This window comes from Neisseria sicca, from assembly GCF_003044565.1.
Taxonomy (GTDB): Bacteria; Pseudomonadota; Gammaproteobacteria; order Burkholderiales; family Neisseriaceae; genus Neisseria; species Neisseria sicca_A.
This window is the reverse complement of the sequence record NZ_POXG01000001.1, coordinates 89,408-112,834: the sequence shown is the minus strand read 5'-3', so window position 1 is coordinate 112,834 and position 23,427 is coordinate 89,408. Positions and strand designations below refer to the sequence as shown.

At 46.2% G+C, this 23,427-nt stretch carries 18 protein-coding genes and 1 pseudogene; 13 read left to right on the top strand and 6 right to left on the bottom strand.

Going from position 1 to position 23,427, the window contains the following annotated elements; all coding sequences use genetic code 11:
* The first annotated feature begins 1 nt into the window (after position 1).
* The 4 genes from DBZ16_RS00520 to DBZ16_RS00505 all read left to right on the top strand — a co-directional run bounded on the left by DBZ16_RS00520 (position 2) and on the right by DBZ16_RS00505 (position 5,327).
* Positions 2-2,041 carry a toll-Interleukin receptor gene (locus tag DBZ16_RS00520; protein ID WP_107812544.1) on the top strand — a complete coding sequence of 680 codons (2,040 nt, stop codon included), beginning with the start codon at positions 2-4 and terminating at the stop codon, positions 2,039-2,041.
* 161 nt (positions 2,042-2,202) lie between these two features.
* On the top strand, positions 2,203-2,616 hold the full coding sequence (locus DBZ16_RS16660) for an REP-associated tyrosine transposase (protein WP_240600103.1): 414 nt from the start codon (positions 2,203-2,205) through the stop codon (positions 2,614-2,616).
* A 130-nt stretch (positions 2,617-2,746) separates the two neighbouring features.
* The gene (gene ilvD / locus DBZ16_RS00510; protein WP_107812543.1) at positions 2,747-4,606 is read left to right on the top strand and encodes a dihydroxy-acid dehydratase; all 1,860 of its coding nucleotides are present in this window, start codon (positions 2,747-2,749) and stop codon (positions 4,604-4,606) included.
* A 97-nt stretch (positions 4,607-4,703) separates the two neighbouring features.
* On the top strand, positions 4,704-5,327 hold the full coding sequence (locus tag DBZ16_RS00505) for an FMN-dependent NADH-azoreductase (protein ID WP_107812542.1): 624 nt from the start codon (positions 4,704-4,706) through the stop codon (positions 5,325-5,327).
* A 236-nt stretch (positions 5,328-5,563) separates the two neighbouring features.
* On the opposite strand, the gene DBZ16_RS00500 is transcribed toward DBZ16_RS00505, so the two are convergent.
* The 6 genes and pseudogenes from DBZ16_RS00500 to DBZ16_RS16195 all read right to left on the bottom strand — a co-directional run bounded on the left by DBZ16_RS00500 (position 5,564) and on the right by DBZ16_RS16195 (position 14,154).
* Positions 5,564-5,890, bottom strand: a complete 327-nt coding sequence (locus DBZ16_RS00500; RefSeq protein WP_107812541.1) for a hypothetical protein — start codon at positions 5,888-5,890, stop codon at positions 5,564-5,566.
* 189 nt (positions 5,891-6,079) lie between these two features.
* Positions 6,080-6,889: pseudogene (locus tag DBZ16_RS00495) on the bottom strand (RHS repeat-associated core domain-containing protein); the annotation flags it as partial.
* 1,114 nt (positions 6,890-8,003) lie between these two features.
* On the bottom strand, positions 8,004-8,804 hold the full coding sequence (locus tag DBZ16_RS00490) for an RHS repeat protein (RefSeq protein ID WP_205836765.1): 801 nt from the start codon (positions 8,802-8,804) through the stop codon (positions 8,004-8,006).
* Between the two features lie 289 nt (positions 8,805-9,093).
* Positions 9,094-9,924: a hypothetical protein gene (locus DBZ16_RS00485; protein WP_107812540.1), complete on the bottom strand. Its 831-nt coding sequence runs from the start codon at positions 9,922-9,924 to the stop codon at positions 9,094-9,096.
* Positions 9,918-11,423, bottom strand: coding sequence for an RHS repeat domain-containing protein (locus DBZ16_RS16580; protein ID WP_430914327.1), 1,506 nt, complete (start codon positions 11,421-11,423; stop codon positions 9,918-9,920). The genes DBZ16_RS00485 and DBZ16_RS16580 overlap by 7 nt, the downstream gene beginning before the upstream one ends.
* Positions 11,424-12,255: 832 nt before the next feature.
* Positions 12,256-14,154, bottom strand: coding sequence for a DUF6531 domain-containing protein (locus tag DBZ16_RS16195; protein ID WP_346426862.1), 1,899 nt, complete (start codon positions 14,152-14,154; stop codon positions 12,256-12,258).
* Between the two features lie 378 nt (positions 14,155-14,532).
* Here DBZ16_RS16195 and DBZ16_RS00460 point away from each other — a divergent pair, with 378 nt between their 5' ends.
* The 9 genes from DBZ16_RS00460 to tssG all read left to right on the top strand — a co-directional run bounded on the left by DBZ16_RS00460 (position 14,533) and on the right by tssG (position 23,377).
* Positions 14,533-15,084 carry a TagF domain-containing protein gene (locus DBZ16_RS00460; RefSeq protein ID WP_107812537.1) on the top strand — a complete coding sequence of 184 codons (552 nt, stop codon included), beginning with the start codon at positions 14,533-14,535 and terminating at the stop codon, positions 15,082-15,084.
* A gap of 4 nt (positions 15,085-15,088) precedes the next feature.
* A complete protein-coding gene (gene tssA, locus DBZ16_RS00455; protein WP_107812536.1) occupies positions 15,089-16,156 on the top strand; it encodes a type VI secretion system protein TssA in 1,068 nt (355 codons plus the stop codon).
* A gap of 68 nt (positions 16,157-16,224) precedes the next feature.
* Positions 16,225-16,743 carry a type VI secretion system contractile sheath small subunit gene (gene tssB, locus DBZ16_RS00450; protein WP_049254633.1) on the top strand — a complete coding sequence of 173 codons (519 nt, stop codon included), beginning with the start codon at positions 16,225-16,227 and terminating at the stop codon, positions 16,741-16,743.
* Positions 16,744-16,776: 33 nt separating this feature from the next.
* Positions 16,777-18,276, top strand: coding sequence for a type VI secretion system contractile sheath large subunit (gene tssC / locus DBZ16_RS00445; protein ID WP_003743368.1), 1,500 nt, complete (start codon positions 16,777-16,779; stop codon positions 18,274-18,276).
* A gap of 87 nt (positions 18,277-18,363) precedes the next feature.
* The gene (locus DBZ16_RS00440) at positions 18,364-18,846 is read left to right on the top strand and encodes an Hcp family type VI secretion system effector (protein ID WP_003761730.1); all 483 of its coding nucleotides are present in this window, start codon (positions 18,364-18,366) and stop codon (positions 18,844-18,846) included.
* A gap of 159 nt (positions 18,847-19,005) precedes the next feature.
* Positions 19,006-19,821 (top strand): type VI secretion system accessory protein TagJ, encoded by an 816-nt coding sequence (locus tag DBZ16_RS00435; protein ID WP_107812535.1) that lies wholly within the window; start codon positions 19,006-19,008, stop codon positions 19,819-19,821.
* A 33-nt stretch (positions 19,822-19,854) separates the two neighbouring features.
* Positions 19,855-20,367 carry a type VI secretion system baseplate subunit TssE gene (tssE, locus tag DBZ16_RS00430; protein WP_070515412.1) on the top strand — a complete coding sequence of 171 codons (513 nt, stop codon included), beginning with the start codon at positions 19,855-19,857 and terminating at the stop codon, positions 20,365-20,367.
* Positions 20,364-22,340 (top strand): type VI secretion system baseplate subunit TssF, encoded by a 1,977-nt coding sequence (locus tag DBZ16_RS00425; RefSeq protein ID WP_107812534.1) that lies wholly within the window; start codon positions 20,364-20,366, stop codon positions 22,338-22,340. Before tssE ends, DBZ16_RS00425 begins: the two co-directional genes overlap by 4 nt.
* The gene (gene tssG / locus DBZ16_RS00420; RefSeq protein WP_107812533.1) at positions 22,337-23,377 is read left to right on the top strand and encodes a type VI secretion system baseplate subunit TssG; all 1,041 of its coding nucleotides are present in this window, start codon (positions 22,337-22,339) and stop codon (positions 23,375-23,377) included. Before DBZ16_RS00425 ends, tssG begins: the two co-directional genes overlap by 4 nt.
* The last annotated feature ends 50 nt before the right edge of the window (positions 23,378-23,427 follow it).

Here is a 23,427-nt window from a genome sequence, read left to right as displayed (position 1 = left end):
CATGAATAAAACAGATATTCAGTTATCCCACAGAAGAATTGATAATATAAATTTATCTGATATTTTTATATATCCTGATATTTCCACATTGTATCCAGAAAGTGAGAATGGTATTTTAAAATCAATAAAATCATCAAAGGATATTTTCCAATCTCCAAGTTTTTCAATTATATTTGGAGAGGAACAACAAGGAAAAACTAGTTTATTAAAACAGGAATATATTGATCTATGCAAGAGGGAAAAATTTCCCTTATATTTACATTCAAATGACATAAAAAGTTCAGATACTGAATCTATTATCTCAAAATTACTTGAAAAACAATATGATAATTTAACATACAAGGAATATATTAAATTAAATGATAACGTAATTTTAATTGATGACTTCCATCTATGTACACTAAATACAAAAGCTAAAGATAGACTTATAAAGTCGCTTCAAGATCATTTTTCATGGATTATTATTACTGCCAACGATTCATTCAAGTATATTGTACCTGATATTCAAAATTTAGATAATTTCAATCGTTATGAGCTTAAATTATTTGGATATCAGAGACGTGAAGATTTGATTAGAAAATGGGTATCGCTTGGTATTGAAGAATCAATTAGTGAAAGTGAATTATATAATAATGTTTGTGATATAAGTGAAAAATTAAAAGCAGTAATAAGTAATAATATTGTCCCATCCAAACCTATCTATTTGATTATATTTCTTCAAATGCAAGAAGCAGCTACCACTCAGAATTTAGAACTATCATCTTATGGACATTATTATCAGCATTTAATTTATCAGTCTTTTGAAAAAGTTAATATTGACAAGAAAAAGTATGACAAATATATGAATATTCTTTCCGAGTTAGCTTTCTATTTATATAAAGAAAAACATTCACTAGACGACAATAAATTAGAATCTTTTTTTAAGGAATATGAAAATAATTTCATTTTAGATAACCCTCAAGAAATTATTTATAATCTTGAAAAGTGTTCAATTCTTAAAAGATCTGATGAAGGCATATCTTTCAAATATCCTTATATATTCTATTTTTTTGTGGGTAAAAAAATCGCTGACTCTTTACATGATAATAATGATGATACAAAAGAAATATTTTTCAGAGTACTTGATAAACTATACAAAGAGGATAATGCTAATATATTAATATTTATTACTCATCATACAAAAAATCCTTGGGTTTTAGAGGAAATAAATAAATACTTACTTAGCCTATTCAATCAAAATGAACCTGCAAAATTAACACGAGCTGAACTAGGATTTATGTCTGAATTCATTTCTAAAATACCTGATTTAGTTATTGAACAACGAAATATTACGAATGAAAGAGATGAATACAATAAAAAGCTCGATAATTTTGAAGAAAGCAAAACTGAAAAAGATGATGATTTTGAAGATAATCTTTTATCAAATATTAATAAATCATTTAAAGCAATGGAAATTGCTGGGCAAATTATTAGGAATAGATATGCAACAATTAGAAAAAATGATTTAGAACATCTAGCTGAGCAAGGTATATCAACAGGTCTTCGTTTTTTACATTATTTCATAGAGCTTTCCGATAACTTTAAATCTGAAATTATTGATATGATACAAAAAACTTTGTTAGAGCATCCATCTTTAACAAATACAGAAATAGGTAAAAATGCAGAAAATATATATCTACAGATCACTTATGGTATTATTTATAGCGTCTTACAGAAAATAGCATCATCAATTGGATCTAAAGATGCATGGGAGATCTATAAAATATTAAAAAACAAGAATAAAACTCCTGCATATTCTCTAATTTATCAAGCCATAGATTTACGATTTAATAATAGAATTTTAGATATGCAAAATTTGAAGGAAACGTATAATGAAATTGAGACAAGCCCAGTATGCATTCGAATATTGAGAGAAATAGTAATTCAGCATACCTATATGTTTCCTGTAGATTTCAGGAAAAAACAACAATTATCGTCAATGCTTAACCTGGATATACAACAACAAACATTAATGGATAAAAATAAGCGTTCTAAAGGATAAGTACATTCACAAGCTGTAGCTTGATGCCAAGCAACCGCGTGTATACTGCACACACACACGGTTGCTTGATTGGCGGTTCTCCGTTTCAACTTTTAACTTTGTTAAAACCTTAAACAACAAACCATTCCTTCTCCAACGCTCAAACCAAAAACAAAAATCCTATGGCGTGTTATCGCAGAAACTTCATTGCCGGCGGCACATTCTTTTTCACCGTCAAACTCACCAACCCAAAATCGCGCCTGCTTGTCGAACATATCGACTTATTGCGTGCGGCTTATGTGGATGTGCAAAAACAATATCCCTTTGAAACCGTCGCCGTATGCGTACTGCCGAACCATATTCACGCCATTTGGACGCTGCCGCCCGACGATGCGGATTATTCCCTGCGCTGGCGGCTGATTAAAACCAAATTCTCCGCACATTTCCTTCGTGCCGAAAGCCTGTCTGCCAGCAAACAGCATAGCAGTTGCACCATCTATATGTTAAAAATGGCAAAGCTCTTCATTGAAGGTCGTCTGAAACTCGGTTTTCTTCAATTCGAAACCTTGTTTCAGACGACCTTTCGTTTCGCTTAAAGCATTTCTTATTATGCGGTATTTCATATAAAATACCGGTCTAAATGCCGTCTGAAACAAAGGTTGCTCAAGTCGATACCTTTATTTCAGACGGCCTGCCTTTCAAAATATCCCCTCTGAGGAACACTCCATGCCAGAATACCGCTCCAAAACCTCCACTCACGGCCGCAATATGGCGGGCGCACGCGCATTGTGGCGCGCCACCGGCGTGATGGAAACCGACTTCGGCAAGCCCATCATCGCCGTTGCCAACTCGTTCACCCAATTTGTCCCCGGACATGTCCATCTGCACAATATGGGCCAACTGGTTGCCCGCGAAATTGAAAAAGCCGGTGCAATCGCTAAAGAATTCAACACCATCGCCATCGACGACGGCATCGCCATGGGACACAGCGGTATGCTGTACTCTCTGCCTAGCCGCGATTTGATTGCCGACTCCATCGAATACATGGTCAACGCCCACTGTGCTGACGCGCTGGTGTGCATTTCCAACTGCGACAAAATCACCCCCGGAATGCTGATTGCCGCCATGCGCCTGAACATCCCGACTATCTTCGTTTCCGGTGGTCCGATGGAAGCGGGCAAGGTCATCGGCGTGGCAAACATTCAACCCGAACGCCGCTTGGACTTGATTGATGCCATGATTGAATCGGCGGACGACAATATCAGCAACCAACAGGTCGAAGAAGTTGAGCAAAACGCCTGCCCGACCTGCGGTTCCTGCTCCGGCATGTTCACCGCTAACTCCATGAACTGCCTGACCGAAGCGCTCGGCCTGTCCCTGCCTGGCAACGGCTCCTACCTCGCCACCCACGCCGGCCGCAAAGAATTGTTCCTCGAAGCAGGCCGCATGATTGTCGAAATCACCAAACGCTATTACGAGCAAGACGACGAAACCGTACTGCCGCGCAGCATCGCCACCAAAAAAGCGTTTGAAAATGCCATGACCATGGACATCGCCATGGGCGGCTCCACCAACACCATCCTGCATTTGCTCGCCGTCGCCAACGAAGCGGGCGTGGATTTCAAAATGGCCGACATCGACCGCTTAAGCCGCGTCGTCCCCTGCATCTGCAAAACCGCGCCCAACAACCACGACTACTACATGGAAGACGTGCACCGCGCCGGCGGCATCTTCGCCATCCTGAAAGAACTGGACAAAGCGGGCAAACTGCACACCGACGTGTACACCATCCACGCGCCGACGCTGAAAGACGCGATTGAACAATGGGACGTGACCAATCCCGAAAACACTCACGCCATCGAACGCTTCAAAGCCGCACCCGGCGGCGTGCGCACCACCCAAGCGTTCTCGCAAAACCGCATGTGGAAAACCCTCGACCTCGACCGCGAAAAAGGCTGCATCCGCAACGTCGAACACGCCTACTCGCAAGACGGCGGCTTGGCGGTACTTTTCGGCAACATCGCCGAGCGTGGCTGCGTGGTGAAAACCGCAGGCGTGGACGAGAGCATCCTCAAATTCACCGGCCGCGCCCGTGTGTTTGAAAGCCAAGAAGCCGCTGTCGAAGGCATTTTGGGCAACCAAATCGTCGCCGGCGACATCGTCATTATCCGCTACGAAGGCCCGAAAGGCGGCCCCGGTATGCAGGAAATGCTGTATCCGACTTCCTATCTGAAATCCAAAGGCCTCGGCAAAGCCTGCGCCTTGCTGACGGACGGACGCTTCTCCGGCGGCACATCAGGCCTCTCCATCGGCCACGCTTCACCCGAAGCGGCCGAAGGCGGCGCAATCGGCTTGGTGCACGAAGGTGACACGATTGAAATCGACATCCCAAACCGCAGCATTAATCTGAAAGTATCCGACGAAGAACTCGCAAAACGCCGCGCCGAAATGGAAGCGCGCGGCAGCAAAGCGTGGAAACCGGAAAACCGCGACCGTTACGTCTCCGCCGCCCTGCGTGCCTACGGCGCGATGGCGACTTCCGCCGACAAAGGCGCGGTACGCGACGTATCGCAAATCGAACGCTAAAGCAGTGCGGCAATAAAGGTTTTCAGACGACCATACGGTATCGTAGGTCGTCTGAAAATCTATTATCATTCCAACAATACCTAGAAAGGACGCTGAAATGATTGACACCCTGATTATCAATGCACATCCTGATCCACATTCTACTGCTTCCGCCACCAATCGCATGGTTGCCCACCTACTGACCAAAATGCCTGCAGGCAGCGTGCAAACGGTAAATTTGGCAGAAGCAGATATTCAGCCTTTGGATAAGGCAGTACTGGAAATGTTTACCGTTACCCTGTTTCAAGGGCAACAACCGAACGAGGAACAAGCTGCGCTACAGGCTAGGCTGATGTCGGTTGTGAACCAAGTCAAATCCGCCCGCCGTCTCGTTATCGCCTACCCTATGTATAACTTCGCCATTCCCGCCCTCCTGAAAGACTGGCTAGACAATCTGGTTATGCCCGGCGAAACCTTCCGCTACGGCGAAGACGGTACGCCGAAAGGTTTGATGGGCGAGCATAAGGTGCTGCTGTTGCAGGCCAGCGGCAGCGTTTATAGCGAAGGTCCGATGGCACAAATGGATTTCGCTTCAAGCTATTTGAAAACATTACTCGGCGGCTTCTTGGGCTTTGCCTCCGTGGATACCGTTTACGCCGAAGGTACGGCAGGCGACTGGGAAGCCGCAGTCCAACGCGCCTGTGCAAAAATCGATGACGTATACGACTCTTTCAACTCCTGACTATTTCAGCTAATCAAAGGTCGTCTGAAAGTTGTGTTTCAGACGACCTTTATACTTATACTGAGCAGTAGTCGGATTATTAAAGAAACAGTCTTTCAGACGACTTCAAAAAAAGTATTGAGGTCGTCTGAAAAGCAAAAACTGCGTGCGTGCTTTGAAACACAAATCCTATTTCAGAACCAAATGTTTGTGCGAGCTAGGACTTGCTGACACTTTATGCAAATATAGCTCGCATTTTAAAGATCATCCAACACTCGGATGCTATCCGTGTTCTTAGTAGTTAGTTTTTTTATATCAACTTCAAAAATACTAAGTTTCTTATTTTTAATTGTATAGTCGTACATTTTTTTGTGGGTTTTGTCAAAAACATACCCTGTGTATGAGTCGGCTATCTTTTGATGTTCAATAAAATCCGTGATAAATAAATTATCTTTTGATACATTTAACTCTATCAAAAGTTGTTTAAATATATCAGGAAATTCTATTGAAAAACTATGCGTTAACTCTTTTATATCCTGAATAAAAATATCATTTGGAATTTCATCCAATTCTATCGGCTTCATATTGGACTCCTTTAATTTTAAATAAATTTAAAAATATTAAATACTAACAGTGTCTACTCTTAATTGGGGTTATGATACGTCTCAGTATCCCTGCTCTTCTCGCTCCTTTCTCGCATCTACCACACATTGGTTTTGTAGCTCCAAGATATTGAATTTTAGCTCCTCTTTTTTTCGCCTCTCGTATAAGTTGACACCTAAGGGATCGATCCAAATCTGAATATTAGGCACAAACCCATAAAGATTCTCCCCACCCCACAACCCAATCGGGTCCTGATTTACAAACCGCCCAGCCTCCGCCTCGTAATAACGCATCAGGTTGTAATGCAGCCCCGTCTCTTCATCATAATACTGGTTTTGCAATCTGAACGGCTGATGCGCATCCTTATAAACCCGCCCGTCCTTTTTCAGACGGCCCCAAGCGGTGTATTCGCCGTACCACAACAGATTGCCGTGGATATCGGTCATCTCTTTCGGGATGCCGATTTGGTCGTTGTGGAAATAGGCGAGGTATTGCGCTTCGTCTTGATTGTTGCGGAAGACTTGGGCTAAAGGTTCGTAGCTGTCTTGGTCGGTGTAGATATAGGTGTAGTTTCCTTTGTAGGTGTACTCCTGGAGTAATCGCGTTCCGTCCCAGACGAAGTGGGTGCGTTTCGGGTCGGTACTCGTCCAGGCGAGTTTGTCTTTTCTTTCCTTACTCAGTCTTCGTCCGAACGGGTCGTAGGCGTATGTCTAGATTTCGGTATTGCCCGCTGCTTTTTTGATTTCGGCGCGGACGAGTTGGTTTTCTAAATCGTATTGGTAATATTGGTTTTCGCCATTGGGCAGCTGGCGGTAGATCAAATTGCCCAATGCGTCGTAGTTGTATTCGATGCCGTTGTATTCTTTGAGGCGGTTTCCGCTGGTAAGGTTGGGGTTGGCGGGGGATTTCAGACGACCTTGAGTTTGGGGGTCGTCTGAAATCGGAGCGGTCGTTTTGCCCTCTCCCCGACCCTCTCCCACGGGAGAGGGAGTAGATGTTGGAATGTCGAGGATGTTGTGGGCGGGGTCGAAGGCAAAGATTTCGCTGCGGCCGGTTTGGCTGTTGCGGGCTTCCTGAATACGTCCGATTTTGTCATAGATGTAATTGAGTACGCCGCTTCTTTGGTCGGCGCTTTGAATCAGGTTGCCGGCTTTGTCGTAGGCGTAGCGGCGGTTGACGGCGCCGCCGGCCAACGGGTTTTGTTTGCCGTGAAGCGTTTGTGTGCCGCTCCAGACGGTACGCTGGCTTTTCAGACGACCCATGGGGTCGTAGTCGTACAGGCTGCTGATGCTGCCCTGCGTCCTTTGGATTTCGCGATGCAGTTTGTCGCGTTCGATATCGGTGATGACTTCGCCGTCGAGGCTGATTTGGTGCAGGTGTCCGCTGCCGTAGTACAGGTAATCGATATGGCGGCCGTCGGGCAGGATGGTGCGGATGCGGTTGCCCAGCGGGTCGTATTGGTAGCCTACGGTGGCGCTTTGGCCGTTGTGGACGGTGGTTTCGCCGATGAGGCGGTCGAGTTCGTCGTAGGCAAGTTCGACGCTGCTGTGTTGGTTGCGGGCTTTGGTCAGGTTGCCGGTAATGGGGTCGTATTCAAAACGGGTGCGGCTGATGCCTTCGTCTTTGCTTTGCCCGTTTTTGTGGGACACTTTGCGGCTTTGTTTTTCGATCAGTTGGCCGAGGATGTTGCGTTTGAAGTGGTGGATGTGCCAAGTCTCGGGACGGTCTTTCAGACGGCCTTTATCGGTGCTTTGACCGTATTCGGTCTGTTGAACCAGCTGTCCGGCGGCATCGTAGCCGTAGGCGGTGATTTTGCCGTCCCAGCCGGTTTCTTGGATCAGGTTGTCGGTCGGGTCGTAATCGAGACGGTAGGTTTCGCCGTTTTCGTTGGTGAGGACGGTCAGACGGCGGGCTTTGTCGTAGGCGTAGGCGAAGGTATGGCCCAGCGCGTTGGTGCGTTTGAGCGGCAGTCCGTCCACCGCGAGTTCGTAGGCGGTTTTGGCACCGAGTCCGTCGATGTGGGCGGTTAGCCGGTTGAGGCGGTCGTATTCGAAGGTTTCGTGACTGCCGTCGGGATAATCGGTACGGACGGGGTTACCCGCTGCGTCGTAATGATGGCGGGTGGTATGGCCCAGCGCATCGGTAACGGTTTCGAGATCGCCGTATATCGCCGTATTCGGTGTAACCGAAACGGGTGGTTTCGCCGGTACAGTCGGTAAAGCAGACGAGCTGGTCGAGGGTGTCGTAGTGTAGGTGTCGGGTTTTGCCTAAGGCGTCGGTAATGGTTTCGGGCAACCATTGGGCATTGTAGCCGTAGCGGGTGGTGTAACCGGCGGGATTGGTGATGCTGACGAGGTTGCCGCGTCCGTCGTAATCGTAGGCGGTAATCCTGCCTGCGGGATCGTTGACGGCAACCGGCAGGTTGAGGGTTTCGTGGTAGTCGATTTGGGTGCTGCTGCCGTCCGGTGCGGTGATGGCGATGACGTTGCCTTCGGTATCGTAGAGATAGCGGGTTTCGCGTCCGAGGGGGTCGCGTTCTACGGTAATGCGGCCGTAGCTGTCGCGTTCGCTGTCGCTGCGTTGTCCGTCGGCGTCGATGCGGTAGACGAGTTCTTGGTTTTCATCGAAACCGTACACTTCCGTCCGCCCCAGTGCGTCGGTAACGACGGTATGGTCTTTGCGGTAGTCGAACGTCCATGCTTCGCCGAGGTTGTTGCTGCTTTTGAGCACTTTGCCGTCGGTGTCGTAACGGTCGTATTCGTAGCGGGATACCAGTCCGTCGGGCTGGCTGTGTTCGACCATGATGTGGTTGCGGTAGGCGAAACCGCGCAGTTTTTTGCCGTCGCGTCCGTAAACGGCGGTCAAATCGCCGTAGCCGTCGTAGTCGTAGCGCACCAGTTCCTTGCCGTTGAAGGTGACGGAGGTGAGGCGGTGCGCCGCCGTCGGGGGAGGCGATTTGGCAGAGGTCGTCTGAAAGTTGGTTTTCAGACGACCTCTATGTTAACTGCTAATAAGATTGTTAAAGAACAAATGATTCAGACGACCTCCAAGAAGATAGTGAGGTCGTCTGAAAAACAGAAAACGCACGCATACCGCACATACCCCACGTCAGAACTGAAGGTATCGTGCGGGCTACGGCTTGCTGACAATTTTATTGGGTCTTAACTCGACTTAATTTATTACTTTACCAACTAGTAATAGGCCTGTGCTTGTTTTTCCAAAAAGGTAATAAGGATTGATGGAAGAAATATATAGTGTCTATGTCATGCGTAATAGCAAGGCCTAAGTTAACAAAAACATACCCCAAATTTCTTTCAATGTATTCTTCACTTCTTATTAATTCATCCAGAGCATCTTGAGAAAATAAGTTTAGATTATTATAGAATATAGAATTATTTCTATTATTTATTACAACCTGAGTTAATTTATTCTCATCAAACCTAATTAAAATATTTTTATCAAATTCAATAATCTGCCTCTTTGAAATCTCTTTTGGAATATTAAAATTATTTTGCTGTGAAAATAATTGAGAGTCCATTCCAAATTTAAAACTTCCAACTGCTACATATGGGACAAAAGACAGATTATTAAGGTTTAATCTTTTCTTTTGCTGTTGATTCTCTATAATTTCTTTATACGTCAAGAGTGAATCTTTCTCATACTCTTTTTTTAAGCTGATATCATAAATTAGAACTTCATTAAATATCTTCTCATCCCAATTTATATACAAACTTAAACAATATTTTGGAAATATATAGAATGATTCATCTTCAACCAATGGATTTTCGCCCTCCAAGAAAGAAACAATATTCCTAAAAGATATAACCTTACCATTAATATCAAAAGAGTGCACCTCTCTAACAGATATTGTAATAAGTGTTGACTCTGCCAATTTTTTATGACTTCTATCAAACTCTAAAAAATATAAAGTATTATTGATTATTGATTCTGGCAAATCCTCCTTTTTTTTCCCTAACTGTATATTATCTAGAGAGTTTTTTCTAATTTTTAGCATTTTGTATACTTCCTTTTTAAACGTCTACCTTCTTTACGGTTAATGTATTCATTTTTAATAGCATAGTCAATCATTTCTATTAACCCCTGATTATATTTTTTTCCAAATTTTCGTTTAATATCCCGAATATCCATTTCCATAGCCTTCCCTACCTTACCCTTTCTAATTAATTCAGCTTGGTGACTTCGCCAACGATCGGCTTCTTTCCAACGTCCCCAACTCGCAGTTCCATTTAAGTTATCCTTAGTTTTTCTATGATCATTCGTCTCCATCCAAATGGAAGGAGCATTATCTCTTGAAATAGACCCACCCCCATTTTGTAATGCTTGAGATGCAGGCATATGATTTACTTCTCCACCCTTTCTAGATTTTCGTACAGCACTGTAAGAACCACCATCTATAGGAGTTAATCCTAGAGCATCAACCCAAATCTGCGAATTAGGCGCAAACCAATAAAGATTCGCCCCACCTAACAACCCAATCGGGTCCTGGTTCACAAACCGCCCAGCCTCAGGCTCGTAATAGCGCATCAGGTTGTAGTGCAGCCCCGTCTCTTCATCGAAGTATTGGTTCTGCAACCGGAACGGCTGATGCGCATCTTTATAAACCCGCTCGTCCTTTTTCAGACGACCCCAGGCGGTGTATTCGCCGTACCAGAGGAGATTGCCGTGGATGTCGGTCATCTCGCGCGGGATGCCGATTTGGTCGTTGTGGAAATAGGCAAGGTATTGCTTGCCGTCTTTGGCGTTGTCAAAGATTTGGGCTAAAGGTTCGTAGCTGTCTTGGTCGGTATAGATATAGGTGTAGCTGCCTTTGTAGGTGTACTCCTGAAGTAATCGCGTTCCGTCCCAGACGAAGTGGGTGCGTTTCGGGTCGGTGCTCGTCCAGGCGAGTTTGTCTTGGCGTTCTTTGGAAAGGCGTCTTCCGAACGGGTCGTAGGCGTATGTCCAGATTTCGGTATTGCCGGCGGGCTTTTTGATTTCGGCGCGGACGAGTTGGTTTTCGAGATCGTATTGGTAATATTGGTTTTCGCCGTCGGGAAGCTGGCGGTAGATCAGGTTGCCCAAGGCGTCGTAGGTGTATTCGATGCCGTTGTATTCTTTGAGGCGGTTGCCGCTGACAGGGTTAGGGTTGGCAGGTGATTTCAGACGACCTTGAGTTTTGGGGTCGTCTGAAATCGGGGCGGTCGTTTTGCCCCCTCCCCGACCCTCTCCCACGGGAGAGGGAGTAGATGTTGGAATGTCAAGGATGTTGTGGGCGGGGTCGAAGGCGAAGGTTTCGCTGCGGCCGGTTTGGCTGTTGCGGGCTTCCTGAATGCGTCCGATTTTGTCATAGATGTAATTGAGGACGCCGCTTCTTTGGTCGGCGCTTTGGATCAGGTTGCCGGCTTTGTCGTAGGCGTAGCGGCGGTTGACGGCGCCGCCGGCCAGCGGGTTTTGTTTGCCGCGGGGTGTTTGTGTGCCGCTCCAAACGGTACGCTGGCTTTTCAGACGACCCATGGGGTCGTAGTCGTACAGGCTGCTGATACTGCCCTGTGTCCTTTGGATTTCGCGGTGCAGTTTGTCGCGTTCGATGTCGGTTATGACTTCGCCGTCGAGGCTGATTTGGTGCAGGTGTCCGCTGCCGTAGTAAAGGTAATCGATATGGCGGCCGTCGGGCAGGATGGTGCGGATGCGGTTGCCCAACGGGTCGTATCGGTAGCCTACGGTGGCGCTTTGGCCGTTGTGGACGGTGGTTTCGCTGATGAGTCGGTCGAGTTCGTCGTAGGCGAGTTCGACGCTGCTGTGTTGGTTGCGGGCTTTGGTCAGGTTGCCGGTAACGGGGTCGTAGTCGAAACGGGTGCGGCTGATGCCTTCGTCTTTGCTTTGCCCGTTGCGGCCGGAGACTTTGCGGCTTTGTTTTTCGAGCAGTTGGCCGAGGATATTGCGTTTGAAATGGTGGATGTGCCAAGTCTCGGGACGGTTTTTCAGACGACCTTCATTATTGCTTTGACCGTATTCGGTCTGCTGAACCAGTTGTCCGGCGGCATCGTAGCCGTAGGCGGTGATTTTGCCGTCCCAGCCGGTTTCTTGGATCAGGTTGTCGGTCGGGTCGTAATCGAGACGGTAGGTTTCGCCGTTTTCGTTGGTGAGGACGGTCAGACGGCGGGCTTTGTCGTAGGCGTAGGCGAAGGTATGGCCCAGCGCGTTGGTGCGTTTGAGCGGCAGTCCGTCCACCGCGAGTTCGTAGGCGGTTTTGGCACCGAGTCCGTCGATGTGGGCGGTTAGCCGGTTGAGGCGGTCGTATTCGAAGGTTTCGTGACTGCCGTCGGGATAATCGGTACGGACGGGGTTACCCGCTGCGTCGTAATGATGGCGGGTGGTATGGCCCAGCGCATCGGTAACGGTTTCGAGATCGCCGTATATCGCCGTATTCGGTGTAACCGAAACGGGTGGTTTCGCCGGTACAGTCGGTAAAGCAGACGAGCTGGTCGAGGGTGTCGTAGTGTAGGTGTCGGGTTTTGCCTAAGGCGTCGGTAATGGTTTCGGGCAACCATTGGGCATTGTAGCCGTAGCGGGTGGTGTAACCGGCGGGATTGGTGATGCTGACGAGGTTGCCGCGTCCGTCGTAATCGTAGGCGGTAATCCTGCCTGCGGGATCGTTGACGGCAACCGGCAGGTTGAGGGTTTCGTGGTAGTCGATTTGGGTGCTGCTGCCGTCCGGTGCGGTGATGGCGATGACGTTGCCTTCGGTATCGTAGAGATAGCGGGTTTCGCGTCCGAGGGGGTCGCGTTCTACGGTAATGCGGCCGTAGCTGTCGCGTTCGCTGTCGCTGCGTTGTCCGTCGGCGTCGATGCGGTAGACGAGTTCTTGGTTTTCATCGAAACCGTACACTTCCGTCCGCCCCAGTGCGTCGGTAACGACGGTATGGTCTTTGCGGTAGTCGAACGTCCATGCTTCGCCGAGGTTGTTGCTGCTTTTGAGCACTTTGCCGTCGGTGTCGTAACGGTCGTATTCGTAGCGGGATACCAGTCCGTCGGGCTGGCTGTGTTCGACCATGATGTGGTTGCGGTAGGCGAAACCGCGCAGTTTTTTGCCGTCGCGTCCGTAAACGGCGGTCAAATCGCCGTAGCCGTCGTAGTCGTAGCGCACCAGTTCCTTGCCGTTGAAGGTGACGGAGGTGAGGCGGTTGACGTAGAAACGCTCGTCTTCGGAAACGAAGACGTCCCGTTCCCCGGCCGGATCAAAGTCGGGATCGTTGTCGTTCAGACGGATGGAGGAGAATACGGGTTGGAAGTGTCGGCCGCTGCCGTCGTAAATGCTGTGCGGCAGTCCGTTGTCGTCATAGCAGAGGCGGATATGGCGACCGTTTCGGTCGAGTTGGGCGACCAGTTGGTAAATGCCGCAGCCGGAATCGACTTCGGCAAACAGCAGCCGTGCGCCGCCGTCGGGGGAGGCGATTTGATAGAGGTCGTCTGAAATCTGTGAAAAGAAAATTTGTTCGTAAGGATCGAAATAGGCGTCATCCAGACCGTAGGGGTTTTCTTCGGCGGAAGCAGGTCTTGGTGCGGCTTCTTCTTCATATAAATCGTCTTCATCGTCGTCGGCTGCGGAATAAGGCTCGTCCGCTTCGTCGCTGATATCCGGCAACGGAATTTCCCTGCCCTGCTCATCAATATAAAGGAAACCGTCGGCAGTCCGGACAAGACGCATGGAGAACGGCAGCGACCAACCCTGCCCCAACCAGCCATTGCCTATTTGGTCGGAATAGTAGCTGCGCTGCCACACAAGGGGAAGCGGGGAGTCGAAGGCAAAGTCGGTCTCGGTATCATCAAATAGGACTTTGATACCGAGTACTGCGTTTACGGGGTTACCGATAGCAGCAGCGACCTTACAAGGAATACAGTGACCATGACCCGAGGTAACTATCCCACCATCAAAACCCATGCCCATACCGCCACTAAAACCACTGACCATTTTACGGGAAGGCGGCTTGGGGTCCGGCTGACCGGGTATCATGGACGCAAGGGAAACCAGTTCGGATATGGCATCAACTGCATCGGCTGCAGCAGAATCAGGCGCAACTATGGAAAGGGCAGTGGAAGCGACATCGGCAACCATCTCTATCACATCAACCGGTCCGGCTGCATTGGTCAGCGGCTCGGGTGGATTAGCAGAGCCTTGAGACACCATGGCTGGTGCGGCTGGTTTAGGAATGAGAACACCGAAAGTGTTACCGAAAGAGGCCATGCGCTTACTCCCTCCGTCGAGATTCTATTGCTTTTGAAATGAAAAACTTAAGATATTTAGAGACTTAAGACGCCAAGTCAAAATAATTCTGACTGTTTTGAAATAGCATTACAATAAAATTATAACAAATAACAAACTGTAAATACATTGTATCTTAAGACACTAAAATAACAATAAATGTTCCGTAAATATACTAAAATCATAAAGGATTTACCTTACTTATTCTTTTAACAAATAAAAAAATATATTAATACATAAACCAAAATTATGGTAAAGTATATATACGGCAGCCATATTGGATATGTTTGAGGCAAAGGCATAATCAATACCTTAAGTAACTTTATCTTTTGTTAATTTTACATTATATGATTGTTATTTATGCAGCAAATAGAAACCTACTTTTTCGGAAAGCTAAATCAATCTCGTGATTTTATTGTTTCTGAAAATCTCCAAGCTAACGATAAAAATTTTTGGGATGGATGGTTTGGTCGTTGCACCCACCAAGATAAGTTAATTCCATTTACCCGAAAGGCGCTTTTCGCATCTCGTATTTGGCTGTTTTGCGTTAAACTGCCTGCGAACATAACCTATACAGGTATAACAGCCCTTAGTTCGGACCAAACAGGTCGGCAATATCCTTTTGTATTATTTCAAAAGCCCTACCCCCCTTCCGAACAGTTAAAATCTATTAATTTTTTTTACAAAAATATAGATTTCTTTAACCAAACATTGACTAATGGCAAATGTGTTTTAAAAGATTGCTTAGATACAATTCACAAACCTACCAATCCACTATCTGAATCTTTCCTCATTTTTTTATCCAAAACAGATAACATCGGTAGCTTTTGGATGGAATGCGAAAGTGGTAACCATATAGAAAGAGACGGAGAGCCAACGTGCTCTCTGTTTAATAAAATATTTGGATTATAAGTAGATGAGTACATTTCCCCTATGGGCTGAACCAATTTCCGCCGACACCCCTGAAGGGGTAAATATTGAATACGATAGTCGCTTTTTAGAGCTTCAAAGCGCTGCCGAAGGGAAACCGGAAAGACAATATGGCGATACCATCATCCCTGCTGAAGAGCCTGATTGGGCAACAGTAGAGAAGCTGTGCAATCAATTGCTGGCTGAATCGAAAGACCTTCATGTTTTAGCCTATTACACACAGGCTCTTACCGCAAAACACGGGCTGGTTGGCTTTTGCGCCGGCTGCGAAGCCATCAAAACCAATGTGGATTTGTATTGGAAATCCCTATATCCCAAACTCGAAGATGAGGACGGCGAACCCGACCCGTTTTATCGAATCAATGCATTAAGTGCATTCACGACACTTGATGGCATCGCCAAAGAAGTATTTTCAGCTAAATTATTAGTAAACGGACTGACCCAACAGCCTATTACCGTTAAAGAAGCAGTTTCTGTCTTGCAAGGCAATGACCCTCAAAGTTATCCGGGCGGCAAAGAACGTTTGATGCTCGATATCAGGGTAAGTGCCGATACCGGTAAACCGGAATTGATTGCCTTAATCCAGGCATTAGACCATCTGAAAGATATTCAAAACACTTTCTCGACCCAGCTGCAAGACGAACACTCACTCAATTTTGAAGTGATTCAAAAACCGCTTACCCTGATCCACAAAGCCATCAATTACAACGATGGAAGTACCCCGCAGCTGCAACATACTGAACAAACAGAACAACCCGCTGAAATGCCCGTTTCAAGCGTTGTTCAAGAGCAATCGACCCTTCAAGAAGCGGATGCATGGCGTCGTCTGAATATCAAAAATCGGGCTGATGTCGATTTGGCTTTGGAAAAAATCTGCATTTACTTTGAAACGCTTGAACCCAGCCACCCTGCCCCGTTATTTATCCGTAGGGTACAGCGGCAAATGAATATGAACTTCTACGACATCATGAAAGATATCAGTCCTGAAAGCATTGCCAATCTGGAAGTTTTGATCGGGAAGCAGGACGAAGAAACGGGAACTTCCAACGAATAAGCTAGTCTATCCGCAATATTTAAAGTTCGTTTAAATAAACAACTTTTATCATTTAAAGGTCATTGAATATGTCACGAAACAAATCATCCGGACAAAAATTTATTGCCCGCAACCGGGCTCCTCGCGTACAGATTGAATACGATGTAGAACTTTACGGTTCTGAGAAAAAAATTGAGCTTCCATTCGTTATGGGCGTGATGGCGGATTTGGTAGGCAAACCTGTGGAGCCACTGCCCGAATTGGCCGAACGCAAATTTTTGGAAATTGACGTAGATAATTTCGATGAGCGTATGAAAGCCCTCAAACCCCGTGTAGCATTCAATGTAAAAAACACGCTTACTGGTGAAGGCAATCTGAATGTAGAGCTTGAATTGGAAAGCATGGATGATTTCTCTCCGGCAGCAATCGCCAAAAAAGTAGGTCCTTTAAATGAACTCCTACAAGCGCGCACAGAGCTTGCCAACCTGCTTTCATATATGGATGGTAAGAGTGGTGCTGAAGAATTAATCGGAAAAGTCTTGGGAGACAGCGAGCTGCTGAAAAGCCTTGCAGCTGCGCCTAAAGCGACTCCCAAAGACGAGCAGTAATTTCAGATGAAATCAATAAGGTGAGCGTGAATCATGACTGAAAAGCAATTAGATATCCAAGGGGATAGCGGCGCGAAAAGCGTATTTGCCGCAAATGAATTTGAACAGCTGCTGCAAAAAGAATTCAAACCCAAAACCGAAGAAGCTAAAAGCGCTGTAAATAATGCTGTGGCGACACTGGCCCAACAGGCCTTGCAAAATGCCATTACTATTTCAGACGACACTTATCAAACTATCGAAGCAATTATTGCTGAACTCGACAGAAAACTCTCCGAACAGATTAATCTGATTCTGCATCATGAAGATTTCCAAAAGCTGGAAGGCGAATGGCGCGGTCTGCATCATTTGGTTACAAACACCGAAACTGATACTTTGTTGAAAATCAAAGTATTGCCCATTTCTAAAAAAGAAGTTGCCCGCAACTTAAAACGCTTCAAAGGCACCGCGTGGGATCAAAGCCCCCTATTCAAACGTATTTATGAAGAAGAATACGGTCAATTTGGTGGCGAACCTTTTGGCTGTTTGATTGGCGACTACTATTTTGACCACTCTGCACCCGATGTAGAAATGCTCAATAGTCTTGAAAAAATTGCTGCCGCCGCACACTGCCCATTTATCGCCGGCGCATCCCCCAAACTGATGCAGATGGAATCTTGGCAAGAGTTGGCCAATCCTCGTGATTTGAGCAAAATTTTCCAAAATGCCGAATATGCCCCATGGCGCAGCCTGCGTGATTCCGAAGATTCGCGTTATATCGGTTTGGCTCTGCCACGTTTCTTATCCCGTCTGCCTTACGGTGCCACGACAAATCCTGTCGATGAGTTTGACTTTGAAGAAGAAACTGAAGGCGCGGATCACAACAAATACACATGGGCCAATGCGGCTTATGCAATGGCAGTAAATATTAACCGTTCATTCAAATATTATGGTTGGTGTACCTCAATCCGCGGCGTGGAATCCGGCGGTATCGTTGAAAACCTTCCCTGCCACACATTCCCGACGGATGACGGAGGCGTGGATATGAAATGTCCAACCGAAATCGCCATCAGCGACCGCCGCGAGGCCGAATTAGCAGCATTGGGATTCATGCCGTTGATTCACCGTAAAAATACCGACTTGGCCGCGTTTATTGGCGCTCAATCGCTGCATAAACCGTCTGAATATTATGATCCTGATGCTACCGCTAATGCCCGTTTGTCTGCGCGTCTGCCTTACCTGTTTGCGTGCTGTCGTTTCGCCCACTATCTGAAATGTATCGTACGCGACAAAGTCGGTTCATTCCGCGAGCGTGAAGACATGGAACGCTGGTTAAACGAATGGATTATGAATTATGTAGATGGAGACCCGATTAACTCCACTCAAGAAACAAAAGCCCGTAAACCGTTGGCCGCTGCTGAAGTCGTTGTGGAAGAAGTTGAAGACAATCCCGGATATTACACTTCCAAATTCTTCCTGCGTCCGCACTACCAACTCGAAGGTCTTACCGTTTCGTTGCGCTTAGTTTCCAAACTTCCTTCGGCTAAACAGGAATAGTCGGGTTTGGTTTATTTAGGTGGGCATACTCATGCCCTGTTGTTAAATCCCTTAATTTTTTAACCTTTTAACAAGGAGAGTAAAAACATGGCTATTGATATGTTCATGAAAGTTGAAGGTGTTAACGGCGAATCAAAGGATTCCAACCACAAAGACTGGACCAACATCGAAAGTTTTGACTGGGGTGCCGAGCAACCCGGTTCGATGACCAGTGGTGGTGGCGGTGGTGCAGGCAAAGTCAATTTCAATGACTTGACCGTAGTTGCCGCTATTGATAAAGCCGCTCCAACCATTCTGAAAAACTGTGCTACCGGTCAACACTTGAGCAAGGTAGAAATTTCCGTATGCAAAGCCGGTGGCGAGCAGATTGAATATTCGCGCACTACTTTGGAAGATGTCTTGGTAACCGGCGTGAAATTCATCGGCGTACAAGACAACGATGCGCTGAAAATGCGTTACTCATTCCAAGCTGCCAAAGTGAAAAACCAATATTGGGAACAAACCGATAAAGGTTCTAAAGGCGCTGAAGTTCAAATGGCCTTCAACATCAAAGAAAACAAATCCGCATAACCACTATGCGCATTTAACTGCAGAAGCCTGGCTTAAAAGGCGTTTTAAGTCAGGCTTTATTACAATAAATTTACTTTTCAGACGACCCCTGTCCTCCTGAAAAGTTAATCGGGTTTCAACTATTACACACTTTATACAAATAAATAAGGAGTTGCTGGGATGGATTTGAAGACTAAATTAACGGACATGATTGAGCTTGTACGTTCAAATCCTGACAATCAGGAACATCGTCTGGCATTGATTCAATATCTCTGTCTGAGTGCCAAATGGGAACAGGCTTTAAAGCAAATCGGACAATACCAAAAACTGTTTCCCGATACACAAAAGCCCCTGATACTCTACCTTATTGAAAATATTTCTGCCGAAATGCGCCGCCAAGCAGTTTTGGAAACACAGCAAAAACCTAAAACTCTGGAACAGCACGCAAGCAAACTCGATATTCTTCAAAAACAACTCTCTTTAGTTGCTCATGTTGCAGAGAAAAAAAACTCTGCCTTCACTGCCGACTACGAAGCCTTATCCAACTGTATCGACGGTACGCCGGCGCACATCACTTATCTTCTGGCAGATAAATCGGTTGCCGAAACCGACAGCAACTGGATTATGGATGGCGACGTACGTACTGCTTTTGTTTATGAATTCTTCTATCAAGGCCACTACTATTGGCAAACTTGGGACTCTATTGAAAGTATAGCTTTCAAAGCACCCAGCTCATTGCTCGACATCATCTGGAGGTCGTCTGAAATCAAATTTACCGACGGCGAATGTATCCAATGTACCAGTCCTGCCCGCTATGCTGTTTTGCCGGATGCAGAAACCGAATGGTCGGATATGTTGATGAACTGCTCGCAAACAGACTGGATAGAAGTAGCCAAACAGCTCTTTACAGGCATGGGTCAAAAAAACCTGTATACCGACAGCCATGATTTTGGTCTCTTGGATATTCGCAATATTAAATTCGGACAACAGCGTTAAACCTTATCCATCCTCTGACTATCGCAATCCATCATGTCGCAATTCAGAAACCAACTGCTGCCTTCTTTGTTTGACAGACTAACAGATGAAGAGCCGCGCAAAAAAAAAGAGGCACGCCCCGATCAGGTCATCAATCTTGACCAATATCGGCAGGCAGTGCTGCGCGATATTCTTTACCTACTGAATACCTGCAACATGCAAGCGGAGACCATGGAGAAAGATCTGCCTGTTAACGTGCGCTCGTCCACAATCAATTACGGCATTCCGCCCCTGTCGGGAGTGAATTTCTCCGACATAGAATGGCAGGATGTAGAACAAAATATCAAACAGGCCATCATCGATTTCGAACCACGCCTTGAAAGCAAAACCCTGCAAGTTATCGTGAATACCGTAGACGATGATGACGATGCTTTACACAACAAACTTATTATTGAAGTCAAAGGTTACCTGAAACTCAATCCTTATCCCAAAGAGTTCCTGCTGCGAACCAGTATGGATGTCGAGACCGGGTTGTTTGACTTGTTAGATGGGGGAAATAGGTCTTGAACAACAAATTATTGTCTTACTACAATAAAGAACTGACCTTCCTGAAGGAAATGGGCAGGGAATTTGCACAGCAATATCCCAAAATCGCCTCCCGATTGGCACTGGATACAACCGACATCCCCGACCCTTATGTCGAAAGATTATTGGAAGGTGTAAGCTTTCTCACTGCCCGCACCCAACTCAAGCTGGATGCGGAATATCCCCGTTTCGTACAAAGAATCTTGGAAGTCGTTTACCCCGACTTCATCAATCAGAAACCGGCGGCAGCTATTGTCAATTTGGAACCTACCGGTCAATACAACGCTGACGTGATCAATCTACTGGAACGTGGCAGAGTATTGCGCTCATTACCCATCGACGAATTCAAAGTAAGTTGCCCGTTTTCCGTAACTAAAACTACTGAAATCCTACCTTTACGCATAGAAAAAGCCAAATATACCGATTCGCTCGGCTATTTACCAAGTACGCTTCCCGCGCTCAAAGCATCTGCCGGGAAAAAAGTGCAATCTGCCTTGCGTTTGGACTTCTCACTCAGCGTACCTGGCGCATGTTCGGAAATGTTGCCGGATGAATTATCTGTGTTTTTAGGTACGGAACTTTCTAAGTCATCTGCACTGCTGTTTTTACTGGCCTCAGAATGCGTAGGCGTCGTTTGCCACAGTTATGAGAACCCCAAACAATGGTATTACCCGTTGTCCTCCAAACCGGAACATCGGGGATTTCGGGAAGATGAAGCCTTATCGTTTAATTTGGACAAATCCGTCAGTGCATTCCGGATTATGCAGGAATACGCGCGACTACCGGAAAAATTCCTGTTTGTTGCTCAAAAAGATATCAAACAGGCTGTCCGTCAGGCTGAGAATGACGGACATTTGCCCAAAGTACCCGAACATTTGGAAGAAATCGTAAACGATAAGGGTGTCAATAAAAAAATCATTACCTATCGCAAACGTTATTTCAGTCTTTCATTTTTATTCAGCAACAAAATACCCGAATTGACAGAATTGATCGGTGTAGAGGATTTTTCCGTCAATGCGGTACCTGTGGTAAACCTTTTCAGAAAAAAAAGCTCCCGCTTCCCTGTAAACATCCAAGACCAGGAACACCACGTTATCATCGACCGTACACAACCTTTAAATTATGAAATCTACGCCATCGAACAAGTAAAAGGTTTTGACACCAACAACCGTCAAACCGTTGTATTTTCGCCGATGTACAAAGCGCCGGATATAGGACTCTTCCCCGAAGCCCAAACTCAGCATGCTTATTTTTCAGCACGGCGTGCAGACAGAGTTCCATCGGAAAATTCTGTCAAAAATGGCTTCCGTTCTTCCTACTTAGGCAGCGAAGTATTTTTGTCTCTGGCCGACAATCGGGATTACGCCTTCAATTCCGGCATACAACATCTTTCCGTAGATGCTTGGTGTACCAGCAGGGATTTGCCACTGATGATGCCGCGCGACGGAGAGTCTGATTTCCTGATTGAAGGCTTCCTGCCGGTTAACTCTATCAAGCTGATTTCTAAGTTAACACGTCCTCAAGCGGCTGTGAGTGAGGATCGAACGCTTTGGTCGTTTTTAAACCAATTAAGCTTGAACTATCTGTCATTATTAAACATCGACCAAGAAGATGCACCCGTCACCTTAAAAGAGCTTTTAATGGTGTTTGTTTCTTCCGAAAATGATTTGCTGAAAAAACAGATTGAGTCGATTACACGTGTTGAGACCTCCACCGTGAACAAGGTAGTCCGTCATTACGGAGTTGCGGCGCCTGTTCGAGGCATCAAAATCACGATTACATTGGATGAAGCGCAATTGGGCGGTATCCATCCCTTCCTATTCGGATCGGTTTTAAACCATTACTTCCAACGTTTGGTGTCAATTAACTCATTCATACAGCTTCAAATTGACACGCTCCAACAAGGACACATGGCTACTTGGCCGACTGCTGTTGGAGAGAGGGTAATCGTATGAGTCCGGTTAACGCTCAAACAGATTTTGGCGACTCATTGGACGACACATGGGATGAAAAACTGACAGGCTTGTTAAACAAAGTCGCATCTCAGCCGTATAAATACGATTATTTTTCACTCTTGCGCCAGCTTGAGTCCGTCAAATTTGTTACCGGCGGAAAATTATTAGGCAAAGCCGTCAGCCCGAAAATGGAAAAAATAAGGATTCGCCAAGAGCCATCGCTTATTTTTGCTCCCCGCAACATCCAGTCGGTTGCCCTATCGCCGCGTTATGTGGAAATTTCCATCAACGGATTCGGTTTGTTCGGACCATCTGGTCCCCTGCCTTTGCATTTGACCGAATATGCCTATGAGCGCCAACACCAGCACGGCGACCGAACATGGACCGGTTTTGCCAATATGTTGCAACACCGTTTGGCTGTCTTGTTCTATCGGGCATGGGCCAACGCTCAAAGCATTACTTCTTTAGACAAAAATGCTGAAGACCGTTTTGGGAAATATATCGCTAGTTTCAATGGTCTGGATACACCGACCATACATAATAAAGGCTTAATCCACGAATTCGCTAAACGTTATTTTGCCGGTCTGCTGATGAAACAGAGTCGGTCGGCAGCCAGTCTTCAACAACTGCTTAACCGTTATTTCAAAGTCCCCGTTACCATTCAAACCAATGTCGGATATTGGGTTGAGATTTCGGAAGAAAAAACGCAAATCGGCATCATGGGTAACTATACGCTGGGAGATGGCTTGCTGCTGGGAGACAAGCTTTACGATGTTCAAAGTAAATTCCGCATCATCATTGGCCCACTTACCCTACCCGCTTACCGATCATTCTTTAAAGACGGCATCAACACCGCCCGCTTACGAGAGTGGGTAAGACTGTTTGCCGCAGATGAATATGAATGGGATATACAGCCTGTTTTAATGCAAAAAGAAGTACCGCTCATGGACTTAGGCGGACAAACACAACTCGGCTTAACAACTTGGCTGGGGAATGTTTCCCGTGATGCCGAAGACTTGATCGTCAGCAACCATTAAACAGCTTTTTCAGACGACCCCTTTGTCGGAAAAAACTTCTTTCAAACTAT